This window comes from Rhodopirellula sp. MGV, assembly GCF_002251265.1.
GTDB lineage: Bacteria > Planctomycetota > Planctomycetia > Pirellulales > Pirellulaceae > Stieleria > Stieleria baltica_A.
This window is the reverse complement of sequence record NZ_NPDI01000069.1, coordinates 31,088-56,497: the sequence shown is the minus strand read 5'-3', so window position 1 is coordinate 56,497 and position 25,410 is coordinate 31,088. Positions and strand designations below refer to the sequence as shown.

At 57.1% G+C, this 25,410-nt stretch carries 22 protein-coding genes; 7 read left to right on the top strand and 15 right to left on the bottom strand.

The window, feature by feature from the left end:
- The first annotated feature begins 498 nt into the window (after positions 1-498).
- Positions 499-714 carry a hypothetical protein gene (locus tag CGZ80_RS23865; protein WP_094418186.1) on the top strand — a complete coding sequence of 72 codons (216 nt, stop codon included), beginning with the start codon at positions 499-501 and terminating at the stop codon, positions 712-714.
- Between the two features lies 1 nt (position 715).
- Here CGZ80_RS23865 and CGZ80_RS23860 read toward each other — a convergent pair whose 3' ends face one another.
- The 3 genes from CGZ80_RS23860 to CGZ80_RS23850 are packed head-to-tail and all read right to left on the bottom strand — an operon-like array spanning position 716 to position 4,710.
- On the bottom strand, positions 716-1,657 hold the full coding sequence (locus CGZ80_RS23860; RefSeq protein WP_094418185.1) for a CNNM domain-containing protein: 942 nt from the start codon (positions 1,655-1,657) through the stop codon (positions 716-718).
- Positions 1,657-2,943, bottom strand: coding sequence for a CNNM domain-containing protein (locus tag CGZ80_RS23855; RefSeq protein ID WP_233148632.1), 1,287 nt, complete (start codon positions 2,941-2,943; stop codon positions 1,657-1,659). Before CGZ80_RS23855 ends, CGZ80_RS23860 begins: the two co-directional genes overlap by 1 nt.
- Positions 2,944-4,710, bottom strand: a complete 1,767-nt coding sequence (locus CGZ80_RS23850; RefSeq protein WP_094418283.1) for a hypothetical protein — start codon at positions 4,708-4,710, stop codon at positions 2,944-2,946.
- Positions 4,711-5,022: 312 nt separating this feature from the next.
- Between CGZ80_RS23850 and CGZ80_RS23845 the strand changes: the two genes are divergently transcribed.
- From CGZ80_RS23845 to CGZ80_RS23825, 5 genes are all read left to right on the top strand, one after another.
- The gene (locus CGZ80_RS23845) at positions 5,023-5,217 is read left to right on the top strand and encodes a Flp family type IVb pilin (RefSeq protein ID WP_094418282.1); all 195 of its coding nucleotides are present in this window, start codon (positions 5,023-5,025) and stop codon (positions 5,215-5,217) included.
- Positions 5,218-5,429: 212 nt separating this feature from the next.
- Complete coding sequence (locus CGZ80_RS23840; protein WP_158222833.1) at positions 5,430-6,311, top strand: NAD-dependent epimerase/dehydratase family protein; 882 nt, start codon at positions 5,430-5,432, stop codon at positions 6,309-6,311.
- Between the two features lie 157 nt (positions 6,312-6,468).
- Positions 6,469-7,257: a 3-deoxy-manno-octulosonate cytidylyltransferase gene (gene kdsB, locus CGZ80_RS23835; protein ID WP_094418182.1), complete on the top strand. Its 789-nt coding sequence runs from the start codon at positions 6,469-6,471 to the stop codon at positions 7,255-7,257.
- Positions 7,258-7,374: 117 nt separating this feature from the next.
- Positions 7,375-9,015: a CTP synthase gene (locus tag CGZ80_RS23830; protein ID WP_094418181.1), complete on the top strand. Its 1,641-nt coding sequence runs from the start codon at positions 7,375-7,377 to the stop codon at positions 9,013-9,015.
- A 59-nt stretch (positions 9,016-9,074) separates the two neighbouring features.
- Entirely contained in the window at positions 9,075-9,440 is a 366-nt protein-coding gene (locus tag CGZ80_RS23825; protein WP_094418180.1) for a DUF1844 domain-containing protein, read from the top strand.
- A 122-nt stretch (positions 9,441-9,562) separates the two neighbouring features.
- Here the strand turns inward: CGZ80_RS23825 and CGZ80_RS23820 are convergent, their stop codons facing one another.
- The 7 genes from CGZ80_RS23820 to CGZ80_RS23795 form a co-directional block, all read right to left on the bottom strand.
- Complete coding sequence (locus CGZ80_RS23820; RefSeq protein ID WP_094418179.1) at positions 9,563-10,021, bottom strand: DUF420 domain-containing protein; 459 nt, start codon at positions 10,019-10,021, stop codon at positions 9,563-9,565.
- 1 nt (position 10,022) lies between these two features.
- On the bottom strand, positions 10,023-10,697 hold the full coding sequence (locus CGZ80_RS23815) for an SCO family protein (RefSeq protein ID WP_094418178.1): 675 nt from the start codon (positions 10,695-10,697) through the stop codon (positions 10,023-10,025).
- An 85-nt stretch (positions 10,698-10,782) separates the two neighbouring features.
- Entirely contained in the window at positions 10,783-11,856 is a 1,074-nt protein-coding gene (locus CGZ80_RS23810; protein WP_094418177.1) for a protoheme IX farnesyltransferase, read from the bottom strand.
- 7 nt (positions 11,857-11,863) lie between these two features.
- Positions 11,864-12,979 (bottom strand): COX15/CtaA family protein, encoded by a 1,116-nt coding sequence (locus CGZ80_RS23805; RefSeq protein WP_143544122.1) that lies wholly within the window; start codon positions 12,977-12,979, stop codon positions 11,864-11,866.
- Between the two features lie 4 nt (positions 12,980-12,983).
- Entirely contained in the window at positions 12,984-13,160 is a 177-nt protein-coding gene (locus CGZ80_RS28380; protein WP_198953776.1) for a hypothetical protein, read from the bottom strand.
- Positions 13,157-14,485 (bottom strand): cytochrome c, encoded by a 1,329-nt coding sequence (locus CGZ80_RS23800; protein WP_233148631.1) that lies wholly within the window; start codon positions 14,483-14,485, stop codon positions 13,157-13,159. The genes CGZ80_RS28380 and CGZ80_RS23800 overlap by 4 nt, the downstream gene beginning before the upstream one ends.
- Before the next feature lie 207 nt (positions 14,486-14,692).
- Positions 14,693-15,484: a methylamine utilization protein gene (locus CGZ80_RS23795; protein ID WP_233148630.1), complete on the bottom strand. Its 792-nt coding sequence runs from the start codon at positions 15,482-15,484 to the stop codon at positions 14,693-14,695.
- Between the two features lie 551 nt (positions 15,485-16,035).
- On the opposite strand from CGZ80_RS23795, the gene purD reads away from it, so the two are divergent.
- A complete protein-coding gene (purD, locus tag CGZ80_RS23790; protein ID WP_094418175.1) occupies positions 16,036-17,331 on the top strand; it encodes a phosphoribosylamine--glycine ligase in 1,296 nt (431 codons plus the stop codon).
- A gap of 3 nt (positions 17,332-17,334) precedes the next feature.
- Here purD and CGZ80_RS23785 read toward each other — a convergent pair whose 3' ends face one another.
- The 5 genes from CGZ80_RS23785 to CGZ80_RS23765 all read right to left on the bottom strand — a co-directional run bounded on the left by CGZ80_RS23785 (position 17,335) and on the right by CGZ80_RS23765 (position 25,408).
- Positions 17,335-18,378: a hypothetical protein gene (locus CGZ80_RS23785; protein WP_094418174.1), complete on the bottom strand. Its 1,044-nt coding sequence runs from the start codon at positions 18,376-18,378 to the stop codon at positions 17,335-17,337.
- Complete coding sequence (locus tag CGZ80_RS23780) at positions 18,375-20,477, bottom strand: hypothetical protein (RefSeq protein WP_094418173.1); 2,103 nt, start codon at positions 20,475-20,477, stop codon at positions 18,375-18,377. Before CGZ80_RS23780 ends, CGZ80_RS23785 begins: the two co-directional genes overlap by 4 nt.
- Positions 20,474-21,985, bottom strand: coding sequence for a MotA/TolQ/ExbB proton channel family protein (locus CGZ80_RS23775; protein ID WP_233148629.1), 1,512 nt, complete (start codon positions 21,983-21,985; stop codon positions 20,474-20,476). The genes CGZ80_RS23780 and CGZ80_RS23775 overlap by 4 nt, the downstream gene beginning before the upstream one ends.
- A gap of 151 nt (positions 21,986-22,136) precedes the next feature.
- On the bottom strand, positions 22,137-24,896 hold the full coding sequence (locus CGZ80_RS23770; protein ID WP_233148628.1) for a prenyltransferase/squalene oxidase repeat-containing protein: 2,760 nt from the start codon (positions 24,894-24,896) through the stop codon (positions 22,137-22,139).
- Between the two features lie 59 nt (positions 24,897-24,955).
- Positions 24,956-25,408 carry an ExbD/TolR family protein gene (locus tag CGZ80_RS23765; protein ID WP_094418172.1) on the bottom strand — a complete coding sequence of 151 codons (453 nt, stop codon included), beginning with the start codon at positions 25,406-25,408 and terminating at the stop codon, positions 24,956-24,958.
- Positions 25,409-25,410: the final 2 nt, after the last annotated feature.

Genomic DNA, 25,410 nt, shown 5'->3' with positions numbered 1-25,410 from the left:
TTTCCCGCCTGCTCCTGCGAAGCGCATGGCGAGTACGGATTCTAGGGGTTTTGACGCTTAGCCGAATGAGTCAAATCAACTGCCCCACGTTCAACCGCCATCATCACCCCTGACCGATAAATGCGGGAATTCCGCCGGTCAGAGTTGCCGTATTTCTGAGGCATCTTGGGGCAGCGTCCACAGCGATAACCTAAGATTGATTGACGAACTGTGTAGGCCGATGCGGTTCAGACGAGCCATTCTCCTCGTTCGTCGACTCCGCATCTTCGCGGCAATTGCCCCACGCCGGTTTCGACCCCTTTCAACCGGCAACGCCCATTAAGGATTGGTAGACCGACGGACCGGAGCTTGCCCGCACAACCACGTTCCTTCATCCAATGAGACCTTTTCATGTCGCTCTCCAATACCGAGTCGCTCTCAGCGTCCGAACTGGTGAATCCTCATCCCCTGCCAACCAATTCCTCGACGTCCGCGACATCATCCTCCAATCAATCTCCCATGAATAATCCCGGGTTTGTCGATCGACGGAAACAGGGTGGGTCACGTGTCACAGGTGAACGCCGACAGTTCGGAAGCTCTCACAGCGGTCTTTCACAAGCCGGCCGAGAACTCGCGTTGGCAATCGACCAATACAAGCTGCAAAACCACCGTCGCTACATCACCTGCGACGAGATGCTTCATGTGATCTCGCAGCTCGGTTATCACAAAGACTGATCTATTTGATCATCGGCTGTAAAAGCTGTCGACGCGTGACAACCGAACGCGCATTGTTCGAATCATCGCACAACAATGCCACTTCACTGGCCGCGTCGTACAACCGCAGCAGCACTTTTAGATGCCGACTGTGAACAGACTCACGAATCACAGGGCGAACCTCAGCCTTCGCCCCTGCGGTCGCCAATTCTGAATAGCGGACGTATCCGACGATTCGCTTCTTGTTTTGAACCAAAACGATCGGGTGGTTTTGACGCCGAGCTCGATTTGCTTCGTCCTCGCTGAGCGGAAGGTTCACCGTCGCCAAACGGTCAAGCGGCACCGCGAACGAGACCGCGAGTTGGTTGCCAACATCGAACAGCTGCTCCACCAATGATCGCTGGCCGGAATGCAACACACCGGCTTCTTCACCGGCGCGTAACACCTGCATGAATTCGCCACGTGCCATCGCCAAACGTAACCGCAATGGCGTCTGCCCGGTCACCCAGCTCAAAATGATTGATAGTCCTGCCAGCGCCATCGACACCGGCAGAAACAAGATCGTCGCGATCAAAATCAGCGGGCTCACCAAATTCAACAGCCGATACGGCGCTTGAAAAAACCAGTACTTGGGAAGCAATTCCCCGAATACGAACACAATCGGCGTCATCAACATTGGGCCAATCAGTTCGGCCGTTGCGGACACGCCAAACAGGCTTCCGACCAACATGACGATCGCGAAACTGGTCAAGAAGTTGGCGAGATTATTCCCCACCAATGCCGTCGCGACAAAAATGGTAGGACGATTGATCAACCAAATCATTGCCCTCGCCGGTGGTGAACCGTCCAGCGCGTCCAACACCAACCGCGTTCGACTTACCCGGTACAGACCGGTTTCACTGCCGCTAAAGAACGCGCTGAGCACCAACCCGAATACGAAGATTGCGATTGCGAGCAGAACCATTAGATTCCCTCTCCTTCCATCGCGTTCGATTCGTCATTCAAGATCCGCTGCGCTTCAATCCGCACCGATTCGTCGTCCTGTTCAATCACCGTCAAACGGAAACCTCCCAGGATCGCTTCATCGCCAAGCCGAGGCAATCGTTCATTGTGTCGTTGAATAAACCCTGCGACGGTCGCCACCGATCCCTCAGGACTTTCGACGCCAAGCCGTTTTGCGAACTGGCGAAGCGACACACCGCCAGAGACACGAAACCTGTCCGGCGAGCAAACTTCAATTGCGTCAGAGATAACAGCCTCGTCTGACTGGTCATGCTGCGGCGCCAACATCCGGCGAAAGATTCGATCGATCGACAAGGCACCGATACCGTCCCCGTATTCGTCGACGACGACAGCCACACTGATATCCTGTTCGTTGAGCAGTGACAGCACGCGCGCGACCGGCGCCGACCAAGGCACATAGATCACCGGCTCGATATGTTGCTCGAAATGATCCAGTTGGCTCGGACGCAGCAAACGTACCGCGACGGTGCCGACCATCCGGTCGCCGTCGTCGTCGGTCACAATGACGTAGCCGCCGGGGATGGGACCTTCAAAAGTCGTCTCACGATTGAGTGGCGGTTCGACCAGTTTCAATTTACTGCGTGGACGCATCAATTCACTTGCCCGCATGTCGGCAATTTCAACCATGCTGCTCAGCGCAACACGCTCGCGTTTCAACAACGCCGCGTCATCGGTTCCCAATTCGACCGCTCGCTCGATATCCGCCAAATCGATATCGGTTTCCGGTTGAAACGTCGGCCAAAGTAAACGCCCCGCCAACTTGTTTGACGTCCGCACCACCGGCAACACAGGGCCAATTAATCGGACAGCAATGCCCATCGGCGGCGCCAATAGAATCGATGCCCGCGTCGGTTCGAGCACCGCAATGCTTTTGGGCAGCATCTCGCTGAAGAAGATAATCACCAGCAAACTAACGACCGTAAACACCGCCGCAACGCTCGCACCGCCATTCGGGTCCGCCTCCAGCTTCCCGGCGACGATCGATGCGATCGCGAAGTAGGTCATATTGATCAGCAAATTCCAAAACAGAATTGCCGACAAAAGGTGCTCGGAGTCTTCAAGCAAACGGTGCGCGATACGTCCGCCAACTCCGCCGCGACGGAGACGCCGACGGTCGCGAGCGCCCAGCGAGAATAACGCCGCTTCACTTCCGCTGAAAAGCGCACTGAGGACGATCAAGATCGCCATCGGCAATAGCCAGCCGGCGTGCGGCGAAAGAATACTCAATCAGCTATTCCCTTCGGAACCACGATCTCGCTCCAGTGAGACATCGAACTCACTGAGAGCGGGAATCATCAAGGCTGCGATCGTGAATCCGTATCCGACCGCCATCGAAAAGAACACGAACAGGTGGTCGGTCTGAAGCAAAAACTGAGTGATCGAATAGAACGTGATCAACGGCAGCGTAAACGATGCAAGAAAGATCGCGCTCGACGGGTTTCGCCAACCTAGCGATGCGAATAGGGCTGCACCGCCACCCAAAATCATGACCAAGAACGGTGCCAGCTGTAACTGAAACGCTCCACGGAAACTGACCATGATCGTCATACAAATCGCGATGCCGACGCACAGAAAAAACACCGTGCCGAGGCTCGCCAGTGTCGCCGTGCGGCCAGCCACGTAATTCATCCCCGAGTGAATGCCAAGGATCGTCACGAACAGATACAGCACCAATGCACCCAAGATCGCATAGACCATGTTTTCGTAGGTCATCACGCCTTGAGATGCCATAAAGATCACCAACAAGATCGGCAAAACAATCAACTCTTTGCCGACATAGAACACGCCTAACAGCTTGCCAAACACGAACTCTCGTGGATTCAAATCGGTGACCAACAAAAGGTCCAATGCCAGTCCGTCCCGTTCGCCGGTGACCGAGTTCACCGCCAATGCGTTGACCAACACCAAACTGATCACACCGATCGCCGCGACAGGCAAGGTCGCCGCTGGCAGCGCCCGACCGATACGTGCCGCCGGTTCGAAAGCCGTTCCGTCTCGCATCTGGCCATAAATCACCGCCGCACCCAACAGAAACAACAACGCGAACGCGACGCGGATGACAACGACCTTGCGCCCGTAAGCCCAGGTACGCACTTCTCGCCACAAAATCGGATTGCTCCACACCGGTCGCGGCTGACGAACTTTCCAGCTGCTCGGCGACTCCTGATTCTCAGCCTCTTCGCTGGTTTCCGGTTCCGGAGTCTTCAAACGGACTTCGCGTGACGGATTCCAGACGCGGACCTTGCTGACACCGACAAATAAAACCAGGACCGTTCCGCCAGCAGCGACACAGCTGAACAATGTGACTCCCAGTGCAGTATCCGCGGAGAGTTTTGCGAGCGGTGAAGCGGCCGCCGACAACGCTCGAATCGGACTGATCGCCAAGGCGTACTCCTGCGGCGGATGCAATGTCGCGATCGCGATCTCGCCAAGTCCCAAAAGCATCAACAAAATCAATACCGTGAGCGCGATCGCTTGGAACGTCTTCTCACGCCACAAGCCAACCACTGTTCCGACGCTGCCGGCAAACACGACCGAAGCTGTCGTGACCAAGAAGACGGAAAGCACTTGGCTTGGCGAAACTCCGCCGAGCAATGGCAACACCAGGAACAACGGCAACGCGGCGAGCAACATCGCCAACGGGCCGAGCAGCGTCGCGGTTAACTTGCCGACAACGACCTCGAAACCACTCAGCCGCGTCATCAACAACAAGATCAGCGTTCGTCGGTCTTTCTCCTGCGCGACACTCGATGCAGAGCCGACTGCGGCAAGGCTCGACAGGACCAACAATTGCAACGGCGAAAGCAGCGAGAACATCCAGCCGCCAAAACGGGCCGAATCGGAAACGGTCGACAACGATCGAGATCCGTCTAGCACTAAATATCCGGTGCAGATCAGCCCGAACATCGCCAACACATACAGCCCCCGCGCCAGAAAGGTCTTTGACCGCTTGGGTAGGACGATCGCTTCACGATTGAATACAGGTCCGAGCATCAGGCCAATGGGGGGATAAACGAGTTGCGTCGCGATGATTTCATCGCAACAGGGTAAGTTTGGCAACAGGGATCGGCAATGCTTCAATCCGACTGAACGCGACAACCCAACAGGCCCTGGGAGGGGTGGGTTCGAAATCGCAGTCAAACTTCACACAACCGGAACAATCGCTTCGAACGTCAGCGGGGAGGACTGTTCTTTAATACACCCCGTAATGTGGATCACGATGCCCAGGTCTACGCAGATTGGTGGCCTATGTTTCTTTGGCTGCGCCTATTTCCAAGCGAAAATCACTCAAAAAGCATATTCGATATGAAATCTCCACATTTTGTTCGTACCGTACTCTCGCTCGCGCGAGACGAGGACGGCACCACCGCGGTGGAATACGCCGTGATGCTGGCCCTTATCGTCGCCGTCTGCATCGGTTCGGTCGCGTCCATGACCACTGCGACACAGAAGAGCTTTGATAAATCAGGGCAGGCGATCGCGGGCGCGATGGCCAACTAGCCAAACGGATTTCTGTCTGGCAAACAAGCAAAGTAACCGCCTAAGCCTTCACCAGGCTGAGGCGGTTTCTTTTTTGGCGAATTTGGTTTGAGCAAATCTTCTTTCCTCTTTCGGGCGACTCCCACCTCGCACCGAGAGTTCGCGTGATGGTTGCCAGGTTGGTACATTCTGCTGGCCACCCGAGTCCATTCTCTATTTCACGCGATGACAAAATGCGAATTGCATTGACCGGTGCGACCGGGTTTCTGGGACGCCATCTGATCGACGAGTTGGCCCCGAAACACGACTTGCAAGCGTGGCATCGTGGTGAAAAACCGCCTGCCGCCGAAGCCCCCGTGCTTTGGATCATGGGGCAACTCGGCGACGCAACTTCAACCGAAGCGTTGCTACGCGGTGTCGACGCAGTAATACACAGCGGCTTACACCGTGTCGGTGAATCGTTTCTCGCGTCCGGTGACGATCCGATTGATTACTGGAATCGCAACGCGACGGGATCACTGCGTTTGCTGGAAGCCGCCCGGAAAGCGAACGTCAAACGATTCGTCTTCGTTTCGTCAGGTGCCGTCCATGACGATGTTCTGCCGGGTCATCCGCTCGATGAAACCCATCCCGCACGCCCCAACACGCTTTATGGCGCCTACAAAGCATCTGTCGAAACGCTAGTTCATCACTATGGCAATTCTGGCGAGATGTCCTGTGTCAGCGTTCGCCCGACTTCGATCTATGGCATTGCCAATCCGATCGAACAATCAAAGTGGTTCGATCTCGCCCGCGCAGTCGCCAACGGCGACTCGGTCTCGGCCACCGGTGGGAGCAAATGCGTGCACGCTCGAGATGTCGCCAAAGCGTGTAACCTGCTGCTCACAACAGACGCCAAGATAAGCGGCGAAGCGTTCAACTGCTGCGACCAAATGATAAGCGACTATCGAGTGGCAACCATCGCCAAGGAAATCAGCGGCAGTTCGGCAACGATCAACGGTCCTGAAAAAACAGCCAAGAACGCGATCGTCACCGACAAGCTCGAAGGCCTGGGCATGAAGTTTGGCGGCGAAACGCTGCTTCGCCAAACGATCAAGACCCTGCTGGCTGACTGAACGATTTGGGTCAGCGTTCGCGAAACGTCGAACCGACTCCATCGTGGACTTGAGACTTCGCCCTACAAACGCTTAAACAATACGGCGAACACACAAACAATGTGTGGTGTGTTGCTAACGTCTCATCGACTTGTATTTTCGGAACTGTATCGCCGCAATGACCAAGACACAGATCGTCCTTCCAGCCCGACTCGCGTCATCACGGTTACATGAAAAGCTTCTGCAAGTTGTCGCCGGCAAAACGGTGTTGCAACATACCTACGAAGCGGCGAGTCGTGCCAAGTCGGCGACATCCGGCGTGATTATCGCACTCGACGATCCTCGCTTAACAGAAGCGGTCGAATCCTTTGGCGGACGCTGGATCATGACCCCACAGGACTGCGCCAGCGGAACCGACCGCATCGCCTACGTCGCAGAGCAAATGCCCGACGTCGACCTCTTTATCAACGTTCAAAGTGACGAACCGGAAATCGACCCCGAATCGATCGACGCGGTCGCGGCAGCACTGCTGAGCGACTCAAACGCCGACCTGAGCACTGCGGCAACTCCGATCCGATCGGCCGCCGCACTGACAGATCCCGGGATCGTCAAGGTCGTCATGGCCAATGCGGATGACGGGGCAGGGCGGGGCAGGGCGGTGTACTTCAGCCGTGCTTGCGTGCCACACGATCGCGACGGCGATCCCAGCGAACGCCTCCACCAAACCCCGGCGACGTACTGGCACCATTTGGGGCTATATGCCTACCGCCCTGATTTTCTGCGTTGGTTCGCGTCAGCGCCGCAAAGCCACTTGGAACAGGTCGAAAAACTCGAACAACTTCGCGCGATCGAAGCTGGCAAGAAAATCGCCGTCGCCTTTGTCGGCCCCGCAGCGTCGGGAATCGACACCCCTGCTGACCTGGACGCGTTCCGCAATCGCTTCAAAAACACATCGCCTTCAGTGTGATTGCCGAGTGATTTGAATTGCCCGATTGCGCCAGCCCCGAGATTGATCGGAGGAAAGGCGACAATGGCAGCAACGCACACCTTCACGTCCGGAATCGGCGCGGTATGATCCGCGTCCATGACGAAACACATCTTTGTAACCGGCGGGGTCGTTTCCTCGCTCGGAAAAGGCCTCACGAGCGCTTCGCTTGGAATGCTTCTGGAATCGCGTGGATTGCGAGTCCGAATGCAGAAACTGGATCCATACATCAACGTGGATCCGGGCACGATGAGCCCCTACCAACACGGGGAGGTCTACGTGCTCGACGATGGCAGCGAGACGGACTTGGACCTCGGCCACTACGAGCGGTTCACCAGCGGCGCGCTGACGCGAGACTGCAATTACACCACCGGACAGATCTACCTGTCCGTGATCGAGAAAGAACGCAAAGGCCGCTTCCTGGGCAAAACCGTCCAGGTGATCCCGCATATCACCAACGAAATCAAATCGGTGATTGCCCGGATGGCAAGCGACGACGTTGATGTCGTGATCACCGAAATCGGCGGTACCGTCGGCGATATCGAAAGCCTGCCGTTCATGGAGGCGATCCGCCAGTACGCCCAAGACGTCGGCCGCGAAAACGTCCTGTACATGCACCTCACGCTGGTGCCGTACCTCAAGGCCGCCGACGAACTGAAAACGAAACCGACACAGCACTCGGTCGGCCAGCTTCGTGAAATCGGTATCCAGCCAGACATCCTGGTTTGCCGCTGCGAACATTCGATCAGCCGTGAAGAACGCGACAAAATCGCCTTGTTCTGCAACGTGCCTTCCGAAGCGGTCATCGAAGAGAAAGACAAAGACTTCTCCATCTACGAAGTCCCGATCTCACTGGTCGACAACAAGCTGGACGAACTGATCGTCAAACGGCTGAACCTGCCCAGCAAGTCGCTGGACATCAGCCCCTGGACGGATCTGCTGCACCGCCTGCGCAACCCGCGCCACGAAGTCAGCATCGCCGTCGTCGGCAAATACGCCGAACACAAAGATGCCTACAAGTCGATCTATGAATCGATCGACCACGCCGGCATGCACCACCAAACCCAAATCCGCATCGGCCGGATCCAGAGCAGCGACATCGAACGCGAAGGCGCCGAACGCCTGCTGTCCGGATACGACGGGATCCTCATCCCCGGTGGCTTCGGCGAACGTGGCGTCGAAGGCAAAGTCCAAGCGATCCGCTATGCCCGCCAACGCAACATTCCATTCTTTGGGATCTGCCTGGGAATGCAGTGCGCCGTGATCGAATTCGCCCGCAACATCTGCGGACTCGAAAAAGCCCACTCCAGCGAGTTCGACAAGGACACGCCCGACCCAGTCATCTGCTTGCTGGATGAACAACAAAACGTCACCCAACTCGGCGGCACCATGCGACTGGGCAGCCAACCGGCAAAGCTCGTCGAAGGCAGCAAGGCCTACGATTGCTACGGCAGCGAAGAGGTCGCCGAACGCCATCGCCACCGCTACGAATTCAACAACGCCTACCGCGAAACGGTTGAAAACGCCGGCTTGGTGATCTCCGGCACCAGCCCCGATGGCAGCCTGGTGGAAATCGTCGAACTGCCTGACCACCCCTGGTTTGTTGCCGTACAATACCACCCCGAATTCAAAAGCAAGCCGCTGCAAGCACACCCGCTATTCGCCGGGTTTGTCGAAGCGACGATCGGACGTGCCAGCGAACGACGCTCGTCAGACCAACCGTCTGTCAGCCAACGGTAAAGCCCCGCTTACCAAGGCCGCCGAAGCTTTTCCAACACTCGCTACTTCACTTCACACCTATGTCTGAACCCAACAACGAACCAGAACTAGTTGTCGACAACGACTGGAAATCGCAAGTCGAGAAAGAGAAAACCGCACCTGCGGAATCTCCAGACGCGGACGACCCAACCGCCAGTTTGCCGCCTGCTTCTCTGGCGATGCTGATCAGCACGTTTTACAGCCAAGCGATGATGGCCCTTGGCGTGATGGCAAACCCGTCGACCAACGAAAAGTCGACGGACCTGATGATGGCCAAGCACTTCATCGACACGCTGGAAATGCTGCAAGAGAAAACCAAAGGCAACACCGACGACGAAGAAGACAAGATGTTCGACGAAGTCCTGCATCTGCTTCGCATGGCCTACGTCGGTGCCAAGAAAGGCTAAACCGCCGCACGACCCAATCGTGTGACAGGAACAAAAAACAAGCCGCAACGTGAAAACGCTGCGGCTTTTTTCATTGGATCGCCGCCCAAGATTCAAGCGGCGATCGATCGCGACAGAAAAAGCTATGCCGTCGCGTACAACTGATACAGCATCAGATAAACCAAGACACCGGTCACCGAGACGTACATCCAAATCGGATACGCCCAGCGAACGAGCTTCTTGTGAGCGACGATGCGACCCTTCTTGGCCAAGTAAACCGCCCGCAAGGCGAGAAACGGCACAAAGATCGCCAAGATCAGGTGTGATCCCAAAATTGAAAAGTACGTGTAACGCGCGGCCTGTGGCGCATCCGCCGGGAAACGCTTGTTGGGCTCGCCCGTGGTTTGATACAGCGCGACCTTATGCAACAAGTACAACGCCAAGAATGCGGCACTGATCCCCAGCGCGTACAGCATCAACTTCTTGTGAACTTTGACTTTGCCGCGTTTGATATTGATCAACGCAAACGCCAAAACAATCGTAGCCGCCGTGTTCAACAGCGCCGTGCAGTGTGGCAATCCCTTCGCAAGCGTTTCCCACATTCTAAATCATCTCATCAATTGCTTGTTGCAGCTTCTCAAGCTGCTTGGGTTCTGGCCAACTATAAAACCCTTCCACGTTCCCTTCGCCATCAACCAAAACAAATCGCTCGGTGTGAAAGCCTTTGTTGACAGGCTGCTGAAAAAGGTCGCCGGCAATCCGGCGGATATACAGCAGGTCACCTGTCAGGAACAACCATTGGTCCTTGTCGGCATTGAATCGCGCCGCGTACTCACGCAGCACTTCTGGCGTGTCCGTCTCCGGATCCACCGAGATCGCCAAGAACTTGACGCCTTGGCCTTTGTACTTTTCGGCAAGCTGCTTCAGTTTTTGATTCTGCTGAGGACAAACGCTGGGACAAGTCGTGAAGAAAAAACTGACCACATAAGGCTGGCCTAACAGATCGTCACTGCTAACCGTGTCGCCGCTTCGCTCGGTCAGCTCAAAACTCGTCAGCAACCCTGGCACCTTTGCCGGCCGGGCGACTTCTGCGTTTTCGACTTCGCTACTCTCCCTCACCAACGGTTGCTCACCTGGCGAGACCTCGTTGGTGTAGACCACATCCTCTGGACCGGGCCCTTCGATCCGCCCGTCCTCCGAACGCTTCATGCCCCGAAACACCAGCCCCAAGACGACACCGAGCATAAGAATGACGGCAATGTTTGCAGCAGTTTTCATTTTCAGTCCCTCTCAGCCAACGGAATTGCGACCACCACTGGCATGATACCGCCAGACGGGGCAAGTCTCAGCAGCTTAATCGAAATCACCAAAAGATACGTGTGGTGACAACCGCCAAGACCGCTGGCAGAACCAACAGGGACGAGCGAAGCAAACGACGCGCGGTCGCGTCGTCACGCTGCTTTAGGAAACCAACCGAAGCACGGAACATTGGCAACGTTGCGGCGAGTACCGCGACCGATGCGATTACGGAAGGAACCGTCGCAGCGGACGGAAAACACAGCGCGACGCTGCAAATCGCGACAGCGAGAGACCCCGTGACGCTTTGCAAACCCGCCGAGATTCCAGTCGGCTCAACGGTGGTGGTCATGCAGAAACCCGCTTCGGCGTACTGGCGGCGATAAAGCCACGCGATTGCCATGAAGTGCGGGTATTGCCAGGCGGCCAAGACACCGAACAGCAACCAGCCGGTCAAACTATCGAGCGATCCACCGAATGCGGTGTAGCCAATCAACATCGGCAGTGCACCTGCGATGGCGCCCATCGTGGTGTTCCACGAGGTGCGAGTTTTCATTGGCGTGTACGCAAACACATACAAAACCCACGTCGCCAGCCCGACGGCGGCAGGTTCCGGGCCAAACCCCAGCCACAGAAGTGCCGTCCCCAGCGTTCCGATCGAAGCGGTGAACGCTGTCGCGAGGCCAACTGACATGCGTGAGGACGGCAACGGGCGAACCGCTGTTCGAGCCATCCGGCAATCGATCACACGTTCCCAAATCTGATTCGCGCCACCAGCACTTCCGGCGACCAACGCCGTGGCGAACAGCAGCAACGTCAATGGACCGATCGCGACAAAGCCGCCCGCCGCGATCATCGCGGTGGCAACGGTCGTCACCAGGATCATCACCACAATGCGAGGCTTGGTCAGCTGCACCAAATCGCTGATCAAACGTGCGTCGTCTGCCGACTCGCGCGAATAGTCAATCGCCTGTACTGATGACATGTTCGTATACGCCGGTCGGCGTCCTTCTTCGGCATTCAAGAGTCCGACGGAACACTCCGTTCCAATCACTGCACTAGAAGACACTGCGTTTGATGACATGCTGCCAGACGAGGCGACTTCAAGGGCAGGTTCGGCGATAAAGAGATTGCTAGACATGCTCTACTTAATTCGATGCAACGACCGGATCTTGGGTGCTGGAAATGCGATCACTTGAGCCCACTGACAACTCTTTGTCAGAGCTATCTAACTGGCGAACTCCTGAATCGATGGCCTTTGCCAAATACCGCTGGCGAAACACTTGCAACAGGACAACAGCACTCGTCGCCAGGATCAAAGACCCGAAAGCCACATGCGCCGTCACGATAATCGAATCGATAAACCCTTTTGACTGAACCAAGAACCCCTCACCAACCGGCAAAAAGGCCAACACCGTCGGCCAGCCGTAGTTGACGATCCAGGTTCCCGTCCCCAACAGGATTTGAACGCCTACAAACCATATCAACCAACCGCTAGGCCTGGACAGCGTCATATCGCCGCAGCGTCGCACCAAAAGCCATAAAACCAGAGTCAAACCCCACAAAACAAACGCGCTGGTAATATGTGTGGCCACTAAGGCGGTAAACATTCGCGGAGTCGTCCAAGGTTGGACATGGCGGATTTGTGCCCCCAAAGCCAGTTGGGTGTAACTAAACAAAACGGCAGCACAACCAACCAGCACCACACCCCAACCGAGAGCACGCGTGCGGGGCCAAGCACCTTCGCGGTAAACCCGCCCCACCCAGCGTGGCCCAGTCACCGCTGCTGCTAAACAGCACATCACAAATACCACCGGGCCGAAGCAACCGTGAATCATCGCGATCGTGCGATCACTGAGTAAAACACGCACGCCCCCGAGGGCCCCCTGCGAGATCACCGCCAACAGAATCGCAACAGACAGGCCGACAACCCATCGCCTGCGTTCCTGACGGAAGGCAGCAATCACGATCGCGATGCTGACGAACCCGACAACAGCACCCAGCAGACGGTGCCCATGCTCGATGAACAAGTCGAATGGCCCAAACAGCCAAGTGGTGACCGGATACAAAAAAAGGTTGTAGCCATACGTCCCCGGCCAATCAGGGACCGCCATCCCGGCGTCGTAGGTCGTGACCAAGCCGCCGACCCAAATCAATGGCCACACCAAACAAACCGACAGCACCGTCAACCGGTGCAACCAAACAATTGATGTTCGGTCGACGCTTGTGGTCTGTCCCGAATCGCTGATTTCGTTCGACTTCACCAAATCACCTGCCATCTCGCGGGCCGTAAACTTGCTCGCCGACAATCCCGCCGATCAACGCACCGCTGGCTCCAAATACGGCCCCAACCAAGACACCACCCAACCCGAACGCTTTCATCAACGAAAAACCGACCACCAACCCGATGATCGCCCCGATGCTGCGATATCGATCGCGTGTCATCGCGATTCTCCTTTCTCGACGGACTCCGCATCCTCGACTGCCGATTTCAACGCATCCCCACGAACGGGTACACCGCCGAGCGTCTGCACAAAGTGAACGATGTCCCAAACCTGCTGCGGCGACAATGTTTTGGTGTCCTGTGAACTGCTCTCAGCAACCGGTGCGGCTGGCATCGGTGTTCCGGCGATTCCCGCGACAACGCGCCGATACAAGGTCTCGCCTTGGCCACCGCCACGATAAACGCCATCGCTCAGCTTTCTTGGAAAGATTTGCCGCGGGCGGAGTGCACCGGCGGAACGGAATGGCTTCACCGCAGCTTTATCTTCTGGCGAAATCGCCAATCGCGTCGTGAATTCCTTCGTCCAATCGTCGAAGTCCACGGTCGCGACCGTGGCGTCGCCGTTGGGCCCATGACATCCGGCACAATTCACAATCCCGCCTTCGACCGCATGGAACAAATCACGACCGCGCTCAACCGACAACGCGTCAAAACCAGTTTCATCGGGAACGGGAATCACCTGCTCGGGCGCCATAACCCAGGCATCGACAATCTGGTTCAAGCGATCTTGGGCGACGGTCAAAGCGACTGGCACACTTGCCGCTTCATCGTTTCGAGACGAAAGGCCGACCAGGCTGGTCAAGCTAGCGTCGTCTTCTGGGCGAGTGTCCTCGTACCCCAATTCGTCGATCGCATCGTCCAACAACTTGCGTTCAAACTCGCCACGAACAGCCAAGTAAATGACGTAATCAACGAGGGCTTCGCGGTCGTCGGAATCCACTCGTAAGAACGAAGGCATCCCGGTGCCCGGCACGCCACGCACCAACAGTTTTGAGACATCTTCACGCGTTGGCTTCGCCGATCGGTCCGTCGACTTCCACTTAAATACGCCCGCCCGAAAATCGCGGGGGTAGGGATTCTGCAGCAACGACGCCGGACCGTCGCCGCCACCGGCCAATCCATGGCAGGTGACGCAGTGCTCGGTGTACAAACCGAAGTGGCGGTTTTGCTTGTCGCTATAGACTCGCCCGGACGCACGCTGCAAGCGGTCCAAATCGACCAACTGTCGGGCGGCTGGCAGTTCAATCCACTCACTTGGCCAAGTCGGCTTTTCTGGAGTCCCGAACCAAGCCGTAACGACCTGCTCGACGTCCGCCATCGCGGCATCGGTAGGCACATCGCGACTCGTTTCGACGACGAGTGCGTGAACACGGTTTGAGGGAAACTGTTTGACCGTCGAATCACATCCGCCGATGGACATCAGACCGGTCACCAGAATCACGCCGACCGTGAAGTCGACTGGAAGAATCGTACGCAATGCATTCATGTCGGTAGCGTAACCGAAACTTGGCTGACTGGCTAAACGGTGACCTGCCTAAAAATTGTCGCACTCTGGCGGCCAGTCGCCTGCTGATCAGTCATTCCATCGGACAATGCAAACGAGATCCGATTGGTACTAAAAAAGGCCGGGTTCGTGACAACGACGAACCCGGCCTTTCGGATGAATAACGAGTCGGTTACCCGACGAATGCGATCACTGGAATGCCGCGACAGGGACTTCGACGGTCATTTCGTTGACACCTGGCTTGATGTCAACTTCGAAGCGGCTGCTGCGCCAGCTGGTGTCCTTGCCATCGACAACGACGTCTTTCAGCGAACCGGTTTCGTGGTTTGCACGGAAGACAACTTCGCCGGTTGGTAGGCCTTTGATTTCCAACACACCGTTTTCATCGGTGACGGCGGCGAAGGGGTGATCGACAACCAAAACCTGAGCTTTCATCCAGCTGTGGATGTTGCAAGCGACCGGCGTCGGTGCTGGCTCGGCGTCTTTCAGCTCGACGTCAACGAATGCCCCTGGAGGAACCGTCAAGTTCTGAGCGGTGTTGTTGAAGAATTGAAAGTTCGCGTTGTGGGTGACCGTGTCAGGGTTGGTCACTTTGATCGTGTCGCCTTTCTTTGCGATCAGCACGTGTGGCTCGAAACGGCAGTTTTCGTTTGCCAAAACGTGGGTTTCTGCCTTCAGGTCCATCTTTGGCAATTCGGTGCCGCGGCGGCCGGTGTAGACGTAAACGATGACATTTTTGATGCCATGGTTGTCGCCATTGACGACCAACGATTCATCAGGAATCGGGTTCTTGCCGCAGAACGCTTCATCGACGTTGGGTTTCAGCGTCTTGCCCTTTGGCGCGTCGCCTTTCAATTTGAAAGTCATCTTCAGCGTGCCGGTTTCGGCGGACGCGGAACTTGCCAAAACAGACGCAGATACAAACGCAACCGCACAGCCGGCCGCGAACAATCGTCGAAAGAAAGAGGGTGAACGTTTCACACTTCTACTCCTAGGTGGGGAAGTTTAGACGCGTCAATCTTAGTCACGCGAAACCCGCAAGCGAAGTGGCGAGAGCAACTGACTGACAGACATGACTGCAAAAAATAAGGCGACGGCCGTCAAGGGAGTGGGGAGCTCTGACGGCCGCCGCCTTGTTAAAAACAAGTCGTCGGGGAACCGCGTCGCCATGAGGGTGGGGAAGGAAAGGATGGCGACAGAAAACGCTTCCCGGCGGGACTCAGAGGATTATACGCACAAAGGCGAACCTGTCCACCACTATCCGTCACTAAAGTCCGATTGACCTCCATCGAATGACTCCCAGCCCCCGATTCGGCCTTTTTCTGTTCCCAATCAGACAACAAAGCCGGTCAGACGCGGCTTGCTCACCCCCACCCCCTCCCGCACTGCGTTGGGTTTTCCCGGCAATTGCGAGATTCGTTGGCCTGTTTCGATTGGCTAGCGATTGACGGAACCGGTCCAGCGCAGACACTTGGCATCCATAAATCGAAACGCGTTTACATCCCCTCGTACCGCCCCTTGGAAGTGGTTTGATGAAAGTTCTGGTTGTTGGCAACGGTGGTCGTGAGCATGCACTCGCTTGGAAACTCGGACAAAGCCCCAAAGTCACGAAGGTCTTCGTCGCGCCCGGCAACGCCGGCACCGCCATCGAAGCGACCAACGTCGAAATCGCCGCGACCGATATCCCGGCTCTCGTCCAGTTTGCCACCAAGAACCAAATCGACCTGACCGTTGTCGGGCCCGAAGCCCCACTGGTCGCTGGCATCGTCGACGCGTTCGAAGCGGCGGGCTTGCTGGTGTTTGGCCCTTCCGCGGCTGCCGCCGAACTGGAAGGCAGCAAGGTGTTCTGCAAAAACCTCCTGCACACCGCCGACGTCCCCACCGCGGACTATCGCACCTTCCGCGGGACCGAAGAAGCCAGCCGCTATATCAAAGACAAATACCCCGAGCCGAACGAACCGGTTCCAGTGGTCATCAAGGCCGATGGACTGGCAGCCGGGAAAGGCGTCATCGTTTGCGAAACACGCCGCGATGCCCTCGAAGCGATCGACCGCATCGCCGGACAAAAGGAGTTCGGCGACGCCGGTAACGAACTGATCATCGAAGAACGCCTGATTGGTCAAGAAGCCAGTGTGCTTGCGATCACCGACGGCGAAACGATTATCTCGCTGCCGGCGGCACAAGACCACAAGCCCGCCTTCGACGGCGACCAGGGCCCAAACACTGGCGGCATGGGCGCTTACTGCCCCACCCCAATTGTCGACGAAGCGATGTTCGAACGCATCGAATCGGACGTCCTGGTCCCCGTCGTCCACGCGATGAAACGAGCCCGCAAGCCGTTCAAAGGCGTCCTGTACGCCGGGCTGATGCTGACCAACGCCGGTCCAAAAGTCCTGGAGTTCAACGTCCGTTTCGGCGACCCCGAATGCCAGCCGCTGCTGATGCGTCTCAAAAGCGACCTGTTCGAAGTCCTGTACGCGGCAGCCGAAGGCAAGCTTTCACAAATCGGCTCACTCGAGTGGGACGAGCGTCCCAGCATCTGTGTCGTGATGGCCAGCGAAGGCTATCCCGGTTCCTACCAAAAGGGACTTGAGATCACCGGACTGGCGGAAGCCGACGAAGTGGAAGACGTCAAGGTCTTTCATGCGGGCACCACGACCAAAGACGGCAAGGTCGTCAACGACGGCGGACGCGTCCTTGGCGTCACCGCGATCGGCAATTCGATCAGCACCGCCAAGTTGAACGCCTACACGGCGGTCCGCAAGATTCGTTGGCAAGGTGCTTGGTGCCGCAAAGACATCAGCGACAAAGCGATCGAAAAGGCATAGCCGTTACTGGGCTGACGATCGACTGCCGCCACCGGCAAAGTTCACATAAATCGGCGCACCGTCTTTGATCGGCCGCGCCGCGATCGCAAACCCCTTGGCGTAGAACTTCTCGCGAAGCTTGCGAAACGCACCATAGCTGTCCGGATAAACGGCCACCGTTATGGTCGACGACTCGGGCGAATAACCAGTCAACTCGATGTCCAACCAATCGTCGTTGGATAGCACCTGATCGATCGGTTCGCCGTGTGGCTCACGCAGCGGTTCGAACGAAGCGACCATCACGCGGGCACGCGTCATCCGTGCGATCTTGCCGCCATCGCTGACCAACTCGTTGCTGCGATTCATCACATACCGAGCGACGTAGCCACGTACCGGCCCGACCGCCGAATCCGACACGCCTTCTCGGGATGACGAACCTGAGGTGCGGCGGAAGTCACGTCCGATTTCTTCGGCTAGTTCCTCGAATGGGATCACGGACAAGCGATTGCCTTTCAACCGAAAGTAAACCTCTTTGCCGAATACCGTCTTCGCCATCGGTGTCGGCAAGTTTTCGATCTCGACGACTTTCGGTTGGCGGGAACGCAATTCGTCTTCGGTCGCGTCAAGCTCTTCAAGCTGTCGCTTCAACGATTGGGCCTTCGCTTCCGCTTTCGCGATCTCCATCTTCTCGGCGTCCATTGTCTCCTGCTTGGCCTGCATCGCTTCTTCCGCCTGCGTCAAAAGCGCCAACAAGACAGTGCGTCGCTCGGACTCACGCTCGACGCGAGCCTCCAGTGACTTGATCGTCTTTTCGAGTCGTCTGGATTCCGTTTGCGCTGACGCGGCTTCGGCAGCCATCACGGCCAATTGATCCATGTCACTATCGGTCGCTTCGCGCAGCTCCGGATTGGTCGGCGTTTCGCTCTCTTGAATCGCTTCCTGGATGACCGAATGCGACTGCGCACCGAGCACCACGACGAGAATGATCAAGATCCCGACCAGGTTGGCAACGATGTCCAAAAAGGCATCGTGACCGACTGAAACTCCGCCTCCACGTCGTCGGCTCATCGCAGACCTCCGTCGGTGTCAGCACTCGCTTGACTGGTCGGCTCGACCTCAACCGGCACTCCGCTTCCAATCATCAGACGGCGCATTTGCTCAAACTGCTGCTCGGCTCCTGGCATCACCACGACTTTCAATCGAGGCGACCAACGCGAACCGGGTGCCGTAGCGCCCCACTGACCGATCCGATCTCGTACGGCTGTCGCCATTTTCAATGTCGCCTGATACGATCCCTCTGGTGCCATCGCAAACGTCTCCACTCGCGAAGCTCCGCGTGCTGCGGGCAGAACAAAGCGATCCGGATAAACCAACAATCGAACATGGCGGATGATCTCGTTGCCTTTGCCGAAGGCCACCGAATCGGGCAACCCCCAATCAGAACCGCTGCGTTCAACGAGCTGCTGCTGACCCGATTGCGATTGTGCCGCTTGTGCTTGCGACTGACTGTTTGCTTCCGGCGACTTGCCACTGATCTTCGCCGCTTGCGATTGTTGTGACGACTGGTTCGCCGACAGGTCGCTGCTACGTGTTTGCCCAAATGCCATCGTCGTGCTGCCTTCGGTGGCGGTCGCTTCCTTGCCATTCATTTGACGACTTGCGGTGTCTGAATATCCCGCTTCACCAGACTGCTGCGTTTGCTCCGTCGCATCGGGCAGATACATCGCTCCCGGGGTGAACAGTTCTTGCTGCAAACTCGGTTGCCCCTGCGATCGGCTATCCAACGCGAGATCATCCGATGCCGCCTGCTGTGCCTGCGCCGAGAACGGGTCAGACATCCCGAACCCAGACTGTTGCCCCGACCGTTCCTGCGGTTGCTCGGAAGGTGATTCAAGCTGAGATTGGGCGAGATCATTTTCGCTGGCATACTCATCGGCCCCATCGTCCATCATCCGCTCCAGTCGTCGCTTGGCGTCATCCGCCGTGACAGAGCTACTGTTGTACGATCCCGAGTTGTAACCAGATCCGGCCCCGTATCCGGACATCGGCAACGAGCGGTGATCACGAAATCCGCTACGACGTCCACTACGATCCATCTCGGCAACCGATAGCGATGGCAACGGTTTGCGAGGAGCGGATCGGTGATTCGACGCCGTACCGCTTGGCGAATTCCCATCGCCATTGGAACGCCCACTGGGACGATTCAGATTTTCTGGCAGCGTTCCGTTTCCTGGAAAACGAGCCCGTGCCTCACCAGCAGAACGTGCGATCGAATAGCGTTGCTCGCGTTCGGTCGCGTTCTTAATCGCGTACAGCATTTTTTCTTTCATCGCCGCATCGGGCTTCGGATAAGCGAGCTCGATTCCGTCGGGAACGAGCTCGTAACCGAATTGATCTTCCCACTCGGTCATCGCTGCTCGCGCCGCATAGTAGGCTTCGACGCCACCGGGCCGAACCAACAACATCGGATACGGCGGATCTTGGTCGCCGTAGTGATTCATCGCGTGATAGCGTGCGGCGCGGAGGGCCTCGTCGAGCGGATTTGCTTCCGTCGACGCTTGCTCTAATTGCCACATCGAAAGCTCGACGTTCTCCGGCCAAATCGTCACCCCACCGGCATGGCATTCCAAATAGATTGGTCGGCGACCGGTCCCATTCAGTCCTTGGTGAGGAACGATGACGAATCGAGGCTTCTCGGTCTGAACTTCACTACGCAATTGGTCGACCGTCGATGCCTTGTCATCGATCTCTTTTTGTAAGCTCGCGATCTCTTCCGCAGCTGTACTGTCGGTTTGATCTTCGTCGGCCTTTTTGATGGCCGTCATGATTTCGTCTAAGCGAACACGGATCCGCCGCATGTGATCTTCCACATGGGCCAACTGGTTGCGACGTCGCTCGAGGTCTTGGGTTTGGCCGTCGCGAAAGGAAACCAACTGTTCCAACCGAAACGATTCTTCTTCAACCAAATCGTTGACTTGCCCGACGGTCAAAACGTCATCGCTCGGGCGAGTTTCTTTGGCGGCCGTCTCGGCAATTTCCCGAGCGGCGGTCGCAGTATTTTGCGCCACCAACGCCAACAACAAGATCAATGTTCCCAAGGTGCAAACGAGCACGGCAAGGAACGGGAACAGGTTTGGCGAAAGCGACTGACGCCGACGCCCACTCATGCAGCTCGCCTCGATTGGTCGGAGTCAGAATCGTCAGACAAGTCGCTTGCCTCGATCTCCGCTTGGTCCAAAGTTGCGCCGGCCTCGCTGGCTACCGCCGGCAATGCGGCTTTCAGTTCCGCCATCTCTTCGGACAGCGTGTCGACGGCACGCGCCAAGATAATCATCGCATCCGCCATCTCGTTTCCAGCCGCCATGCCCAAGCTCTCGTCGATGCGATCGTTGGACTGCTCCAGCAACGTGACGTTTGCGGCCAAAGTCTGCTGCAACTGTAAAACCGATTGAGCCTGTTCGCGAACCAAAGCGGCCTCATCGACTTGATCCAACATCAACGCTTGATGATGCGTCATCGCTTCCGCACCCGCAAGAATCGCTTCTTGCCAATTGCCAAGATGCCCTTGCCAACGGTCGAACTGTTCTTCCATCAACTTGCGGTTGTGCCGCGACGCCGCAGCCATCTCCGAGGCATAGTCGCGAAGTGCCGGCGTAAAGGAATGTCCGATGGCATCCAAGACGGCTTCGGTGGTCTGCTGCTGGCTTTGTGCCCACACGCCTTGAGCTTCGTCGATCGTGTCCCGCCAAAGTTTCGTTTGGTTTGCCAAGGATTCAGCAACGGCAGCACGGACGCCTTCGCAAAGGTTGGCGAGCAAATGGAACTGGTCGTCAGCGGGCTCGTCACCCGGAAGATGCCGTCCGGTCAAAACGCCGACACGCTCATCGATCGCAGCCAACAATTGCTGTTCGTTCTTTTCGACAGGGAACTGCAAAAAGATCGCGGCGATCGACAGCACCAAACCCAGTGCCGTCGTGTCAAACGCGACGTACAAGCCGCTCTTCAAGTTATCGACCGCGGCGGTCCCGTTGGAAAAATCCAACCCGCCCAGTGTCTGCGTGATCCCGATCACGGTTCCCAAGAACCCCAACATTGGGATCGCCCAAACGATAATACGAACCAATGCAAATGACTCGTGCGATTGGTCCGCATCACGCGCCGACAATTCACGTAAATCGTCGGACAGATGTTTCGTTGTTCCTCGCCCCGACTGACGTGCCAAAACCTCGCGAAGACGCACGACCAACTGACTTTGTGATCGCTCGCGTGGCAGCTTGCCCAAGTAGGCATCCCACTTTGTCGCCACGTAACCCGCGTCGTGCTGGCCGCGAAACTGATCCGCTGGCGAGTCGTTTTCGTCGCGTGGTGCGATCGCACCATCGCTGATGGTGCGAAACAATCGCCATTGACGACGAACGTCCCACCATTTGAACGCCAGGATCATCACCCCAACGCAAAACAGCACCGTCGCGGCAACAGCGACAGGGTGGCCCAAGAAATACCGGCGAAGGGGAGGCCAGGGTGCAGAGAGCACCACGGCGTAAAACGCACCGGACAAGACAGCGCCGGACGCAATGGCGATCGGGCCCATCCACTGAGAAAGAAACTCTTCCGGTTGACCGGCCACCGAAGTCGGTGACTGTGTCGAGGCATCCTGCGTTTCAGTCAAACTCACGCCAGCATCCTTGCCTGGAGTATAGGGAGGTTCGTGCCGCCGAGGTTTGGTGACGGCATAGTCTCGTTAGGCAGATCGACCGTCTTATCAGTCTCGCTCCACCTAAACCGCAAAATTTACCACCGGCAAGTTTCACGACTTCGCAAACGCGTTATCGATCCGATGCGGTATCTTCATAGATTGGCAAGTGCCGGTAATAAACTTCTAAATTCAATAGGTTCATCGTGGTGACATAGACACGCCCCGCGTGCACGCTCCAACGATCACGAACCGGTAACTCCGGGTCCCAAGAACCAGCCTCGGGTCCCGACTTGATCTGTGTTTCCAACAGCAGCGGGTTGAGGAATCGATTCCAACGATCCCAATAATCGCCGCCCATATGAAACATAAACTGCGTCGCGTAGTACCAATAATAGCCATCGCGTTTCGGACGCCGCCGGTCGCCAAGTTCCGGCGGATGTTCCAACAAGTAATCCGCCGCGGACTGCATTGCTGGCAACTCGCGACTCCAGCCGTTGTACATCCGCATCAGCATTCCCACCGCAGTCATCGTGGGCGTTGGCGAACGTCCATGCCGCTGCTCAACGGTATCCGGTGCGTAAGGGTTATAGCGATAGCGATCGAGTGCCCCTGATCCGTCCTTTGCCAATGACAACCAGTGATCGATTCCATCATACGTCGCTTGTGGCACGACGAGCCCTGACAACTCGCCGCTTTTGAGCGCCATCATCATCCATCCTGTCACACTGGTGTCGCTGCTGACCTGTGGGGAATATCGCCAACCGCCACGCTCGCGGTGCTGTGTTTCGACGATGTAGTTCAGCGAGTCCTGCGCGCCTTGACGCAGTTCGCGATCTTGCGTCATCCCATAAGCTTCGCACAACGCCAACGCCGCGATCCCGTGACTGTAAAACATCACGTTGCGGTCGCTGACAGGATTCTCGCTGCGATAGAGGTTTCCGCTGGAACGTTGATTGTCCAGCAAGAACTTCAAACCGCGACTGACTGTCGACGCGTATTGGTGTTGCAGGTGCGTGTAGCCGGCGCCTTGAAACGCCAGCAAACACAGGCCTGTCGCGGCCGTGTCACTGCGCAACAAGACTTGCTCGCCATGCTCTTGAAGTGACCAACTGCCATCTTCGTTTTGGATACTTGCCAAATACGCCAAGCCACGTTCGATCGCCTCTTCCGTAGCCGGCCCTCCCATCCCCGGTGCACTTGATGCCGCACCGCCACTGGTTCGCATCACCCTTCGCGAAAACGATTCCACGGCTGCGATTTTGGTTCCCGCGGGCGTCGCCGGTCCACCGACTTGGCGACGTGGCCGAGCCTTACGTGGCAATTCGAGTGTTGAGATTTCTGGCTGTAACTCGCCCGGCATCAATCCGGCCCGATCAGACGGTTGATCGGCAATTCCCACTGGCCCCATCTCGGCCAATAGGTCCAGCGCCATCGCGGGTCCGCCTGGTGCGCTCGGTGCTGCGGCGGGTTCAAGCGGCGTTGCGAGATCACCTCCGGTCAACGCCGATTCGATCCCGGGATCGGAACCGGCCAAGCGATCTTCCAACTCCAGCATGCCCGTCGCGCCGCCAGAACCTTCCTCAATCGATGGCAAAAAATCATTGGGACTGATCGAACCGACTGGCTCCATGCCGTTGACGACATTCATGCGTTTCGAACGGCCAGACGCCTGATCCGCTGATCCGGTTGTGATGTTCGGTGCCCCAGCTGATGCCATGATCGCACTGCGCGCGATCTGTGCTCCGCCGGACGGTTCGGGCAACGTTTGCTGCGCCATAAAACTAGGCTGCATCCCTTGGCTCAGTTGCGCTCCGGTCGTTTCGCCAAGTCGACTGGTCGGAAACTCCGTCGGCGACAGCATGAACGCTCCTTCCGGACTTTCACGCGCAACGGCCACCGTGACCGGTGCAGGTGCCGAACCGGCAATCGCGGCCGGCCGGTCGATCGAGCGCGAACGGCGGACACGAGAAAGCCCTGCGTCGCCAATCGTTGGCATTGCGGGTGCCATTTCAAGCGCCGTAGCGGCCGGCGGAGTCGGCGTCGGCTGGCGATCCGCACTTGCTGACGGAGTCGCACGAGCCATCTTCAAACTGCCTGAGTCACTTTGGCTTTTGGTCGACGCGGAACGTTCCGCGAGTTGGCGTTCTGCGGGCTTGGCTTGAACCGGTGATTGCGTCGGACTGGCAGGAGACGGCACATCGATCGATTCACTGGTCGGTCGTGTCGTTTCACTCGGGCTAGTCTTGCGGGCCAACTTTCCAGGCGCATCCGCTGGCGTTGGCACCGCATCACTCGGCTGTTGACGCTCCATCAAATACTTCTGCATCGGCTGCTTTTCGGGCTGCCGAGGCTTGGGAACCTCAAGCCTTGCTTGGGAGCGATGGACCGGCGGCAATTGACGCTGCTCTTTCGGAATCACGCGTGACTTGGTTTCCGCCTCGACCGGCTTGGACCAATCCGGCGTTTCTTTTGTCTCACGTGGGACTTGAAAGATATGTTCGGGAACCGTTTTACGGATCGGCGATCGCTCGCGTTTCTTTCCCTTCGACGCCATCGGTTGGTAAGCCGAGATCACCACCAAGTTGATCGCGAAGATCAGCAGGGTCAGGTGCACACAAACGCTGAAGAGGAACCCCAACTGAATCGACTTTTGGATGTAGCGATTGTTCAACAGTCGCAATACGACCGCCAGCACAATGGAGATACACGGCACCGCAACGAGGTACGTGTTGCGATTGTAAAGCAAACGTGGATCGTCGCCGCGAAACTGCGTGACGATCAGAAACAGCAGCAACCCACCAAGAGCGACCGCGGAAAGATCCAACGGCCACATTCGGCCTGAATCCTCCGGCGTGCTGTCGACTCGAGGACGGTGATGATGCTGTTTCATTCGGTCACAGGTTGATTCAATCGGACAAAGGGGGCCCGCGAGCGTGCCGCTTGGCGTGGCTAGTTCAGCGTTTCCGACGCACTGGTCTCCGACGCCTCGGGCCCTTCTTGCGTCGTCACCGAGTAATCACTGATACCGGTCCGGTTGCACACGTCCATCACACTCACAACAGGCTGAAATGACGTGCTGCGGTCGGCGCGGATCACAGCGGTTTGGTTGGTTGGATTCGAAGCCACACTGGCTTTCAAACTCGTTTCCAACTCGTCCATCGAGGTTTTCTGCCCACGCAGGTAAATCTCTCCCGCCTCGTCGATATCGATCACGATTTCACGTGGTTTGCCAACCATCGGAACCGCGCTCGTTGCGGTCGGCAACACGATGTCCAACCGGCGTTCTTCTTCTTCAAACTCGCTGGTCACCAAAAAGAAAATCAACAGCAAGAACACCACGTCGATCAACGGTGTCAGACTTAAAGTGCCCGCAACACTGGAACGTTTGATTTCGACAGCCATCG

Excerpts from the sequence above, each read along its gene's own strand:
- CGZ80_RS23865 (WP_094418186.1), top strand. The coding sequence starts at position 499 with ATGAATAATCCCGGGTTTGTCGATCGACGGAAACAGGGTGGGTCACGT.
- CGZ80_RS23860 (WP_094418185.1), bottom strand. The coding sequence starts at position 1,657 with ATGGTTCTGCTCGCAATCGCAATCTTCGTATTCGGGTTGGTGCTCAGC.
- CGZ80_RS23850 (WP_094418283.1), bottom strand. The coding sequence starts at position 4,710 with ATGCTCGGACCTGTATTCAATCGTGAAGCGATCGTCCTACCCAAGCGG.
- CGZ80_RS23845 (WP_094418282.1), top strand. The coding sequence starts at position 5,023 with ATGAAATCTCCACATTTTGTTCGTACCGTACTCTCGCTCGCGCGAGAC.
- CGZ80_RS23840 (WP_158222833.1), top strand. The coding sequence starts at position 5,430 with ATGCGAATTGCATTGACCGGTGCGACCGGGTTTCTGGGACGCCATCTG.
- kdsB (WP_094418182.1), top strand. The coding sequence starts at position 6,469 with ATGACCAAGACACAGATCGTCCTTCCAGCCCGACTCGCGTCATCACGG.
- CGZ80_RS23830 (WP_094418181.1), top strand. The coding sequence starts at position 7,375 with ATGACGAAACACATCTTTGTAACCGGCGGGGTCGTTTCCTCGCTCGGA.
- CGZ80_RS23825 (WP_094418180.1), top strand. The coding sequence starts at position 9,075 with ATGTCTGAACCCAACAACGAACCAGAACTAGTTGTCGACAACGACTGG.
- CGZ80_RS23820 (WP_094418179.1), bottom strand. The coding sequence starts at position 10,021 with ATGTGGGAAACGCTTGCGAAGGGATTGCCACACTGCACGGCGCTGTTG.
- CGZ80_RS23815 (WP_094418178.1), bottom strand. The coding sequence starts at position 10,697 with ATGAAAACTGCTGCAAACATTGCCGTCATTCTTATGCTCGGTGTCGTC.
- CGZ80_RS23810 (WP_094418177.1), bottom strand. The coding sequence starts at position 11,856 with ATGTCTAGCAATCTCTTTATCGCCGAACCTGCCCTTGAAGTCGCCTCG.
- CGZ80_RS28380 (WP_198953776.1), bottom strand. The coding sequence starts at position 13,160 with ATGACACGCGATCGATATCGCAGCATCGGGGCGATCATCGGGTTGGTG.
- CGZ80_RS23800 (WP_233148631.1), bottom strand. The coding sequence starts at position 14,485 with ATGAATGCATTGCGTACGATTCTTCCAGTCGACTTCACGGTCGGCGTG.
- purD (WP_094418175.1), top strand. The coding sequence starts at position 16,036 with ATGAAAGTTCTGGTTGTTGGCAACGGTGGTCGTGAGCATGCACTCGCT.
- CGZ80_RS23785 (WP_094418174.1), bottom strand. The coding sequence starts at position 18,378 with ATGAGCCGACGACGTGGAGGCGGAGTTTCAGTCGGTCACGATGCCTTT.
- CGZ80_RS23780 (WP_094418173.1), bottom strand. The coding sequence starts at position 20,477 with ATGAGTGGGCGTCGGCGTCAGTCGCTTTCGCCAAACCTGTTCCCGTTC.
- CGZ80_RS23770 (WP_233148628.1), bottom strand. The coding sequence starts at position 24,896 with ATGAAACAGCATCATCACCGTCCTCGAGTCGACAGCACGCCGGAGGAT.
- CGZ80_RS23765 (WP_094418172.1), bottom strand. The coding sequence starts at position 25,408 with ATGGCTGTCGAAATCAAACGTTCCAGTGTTGCGGGCACTTTAAGTCTG.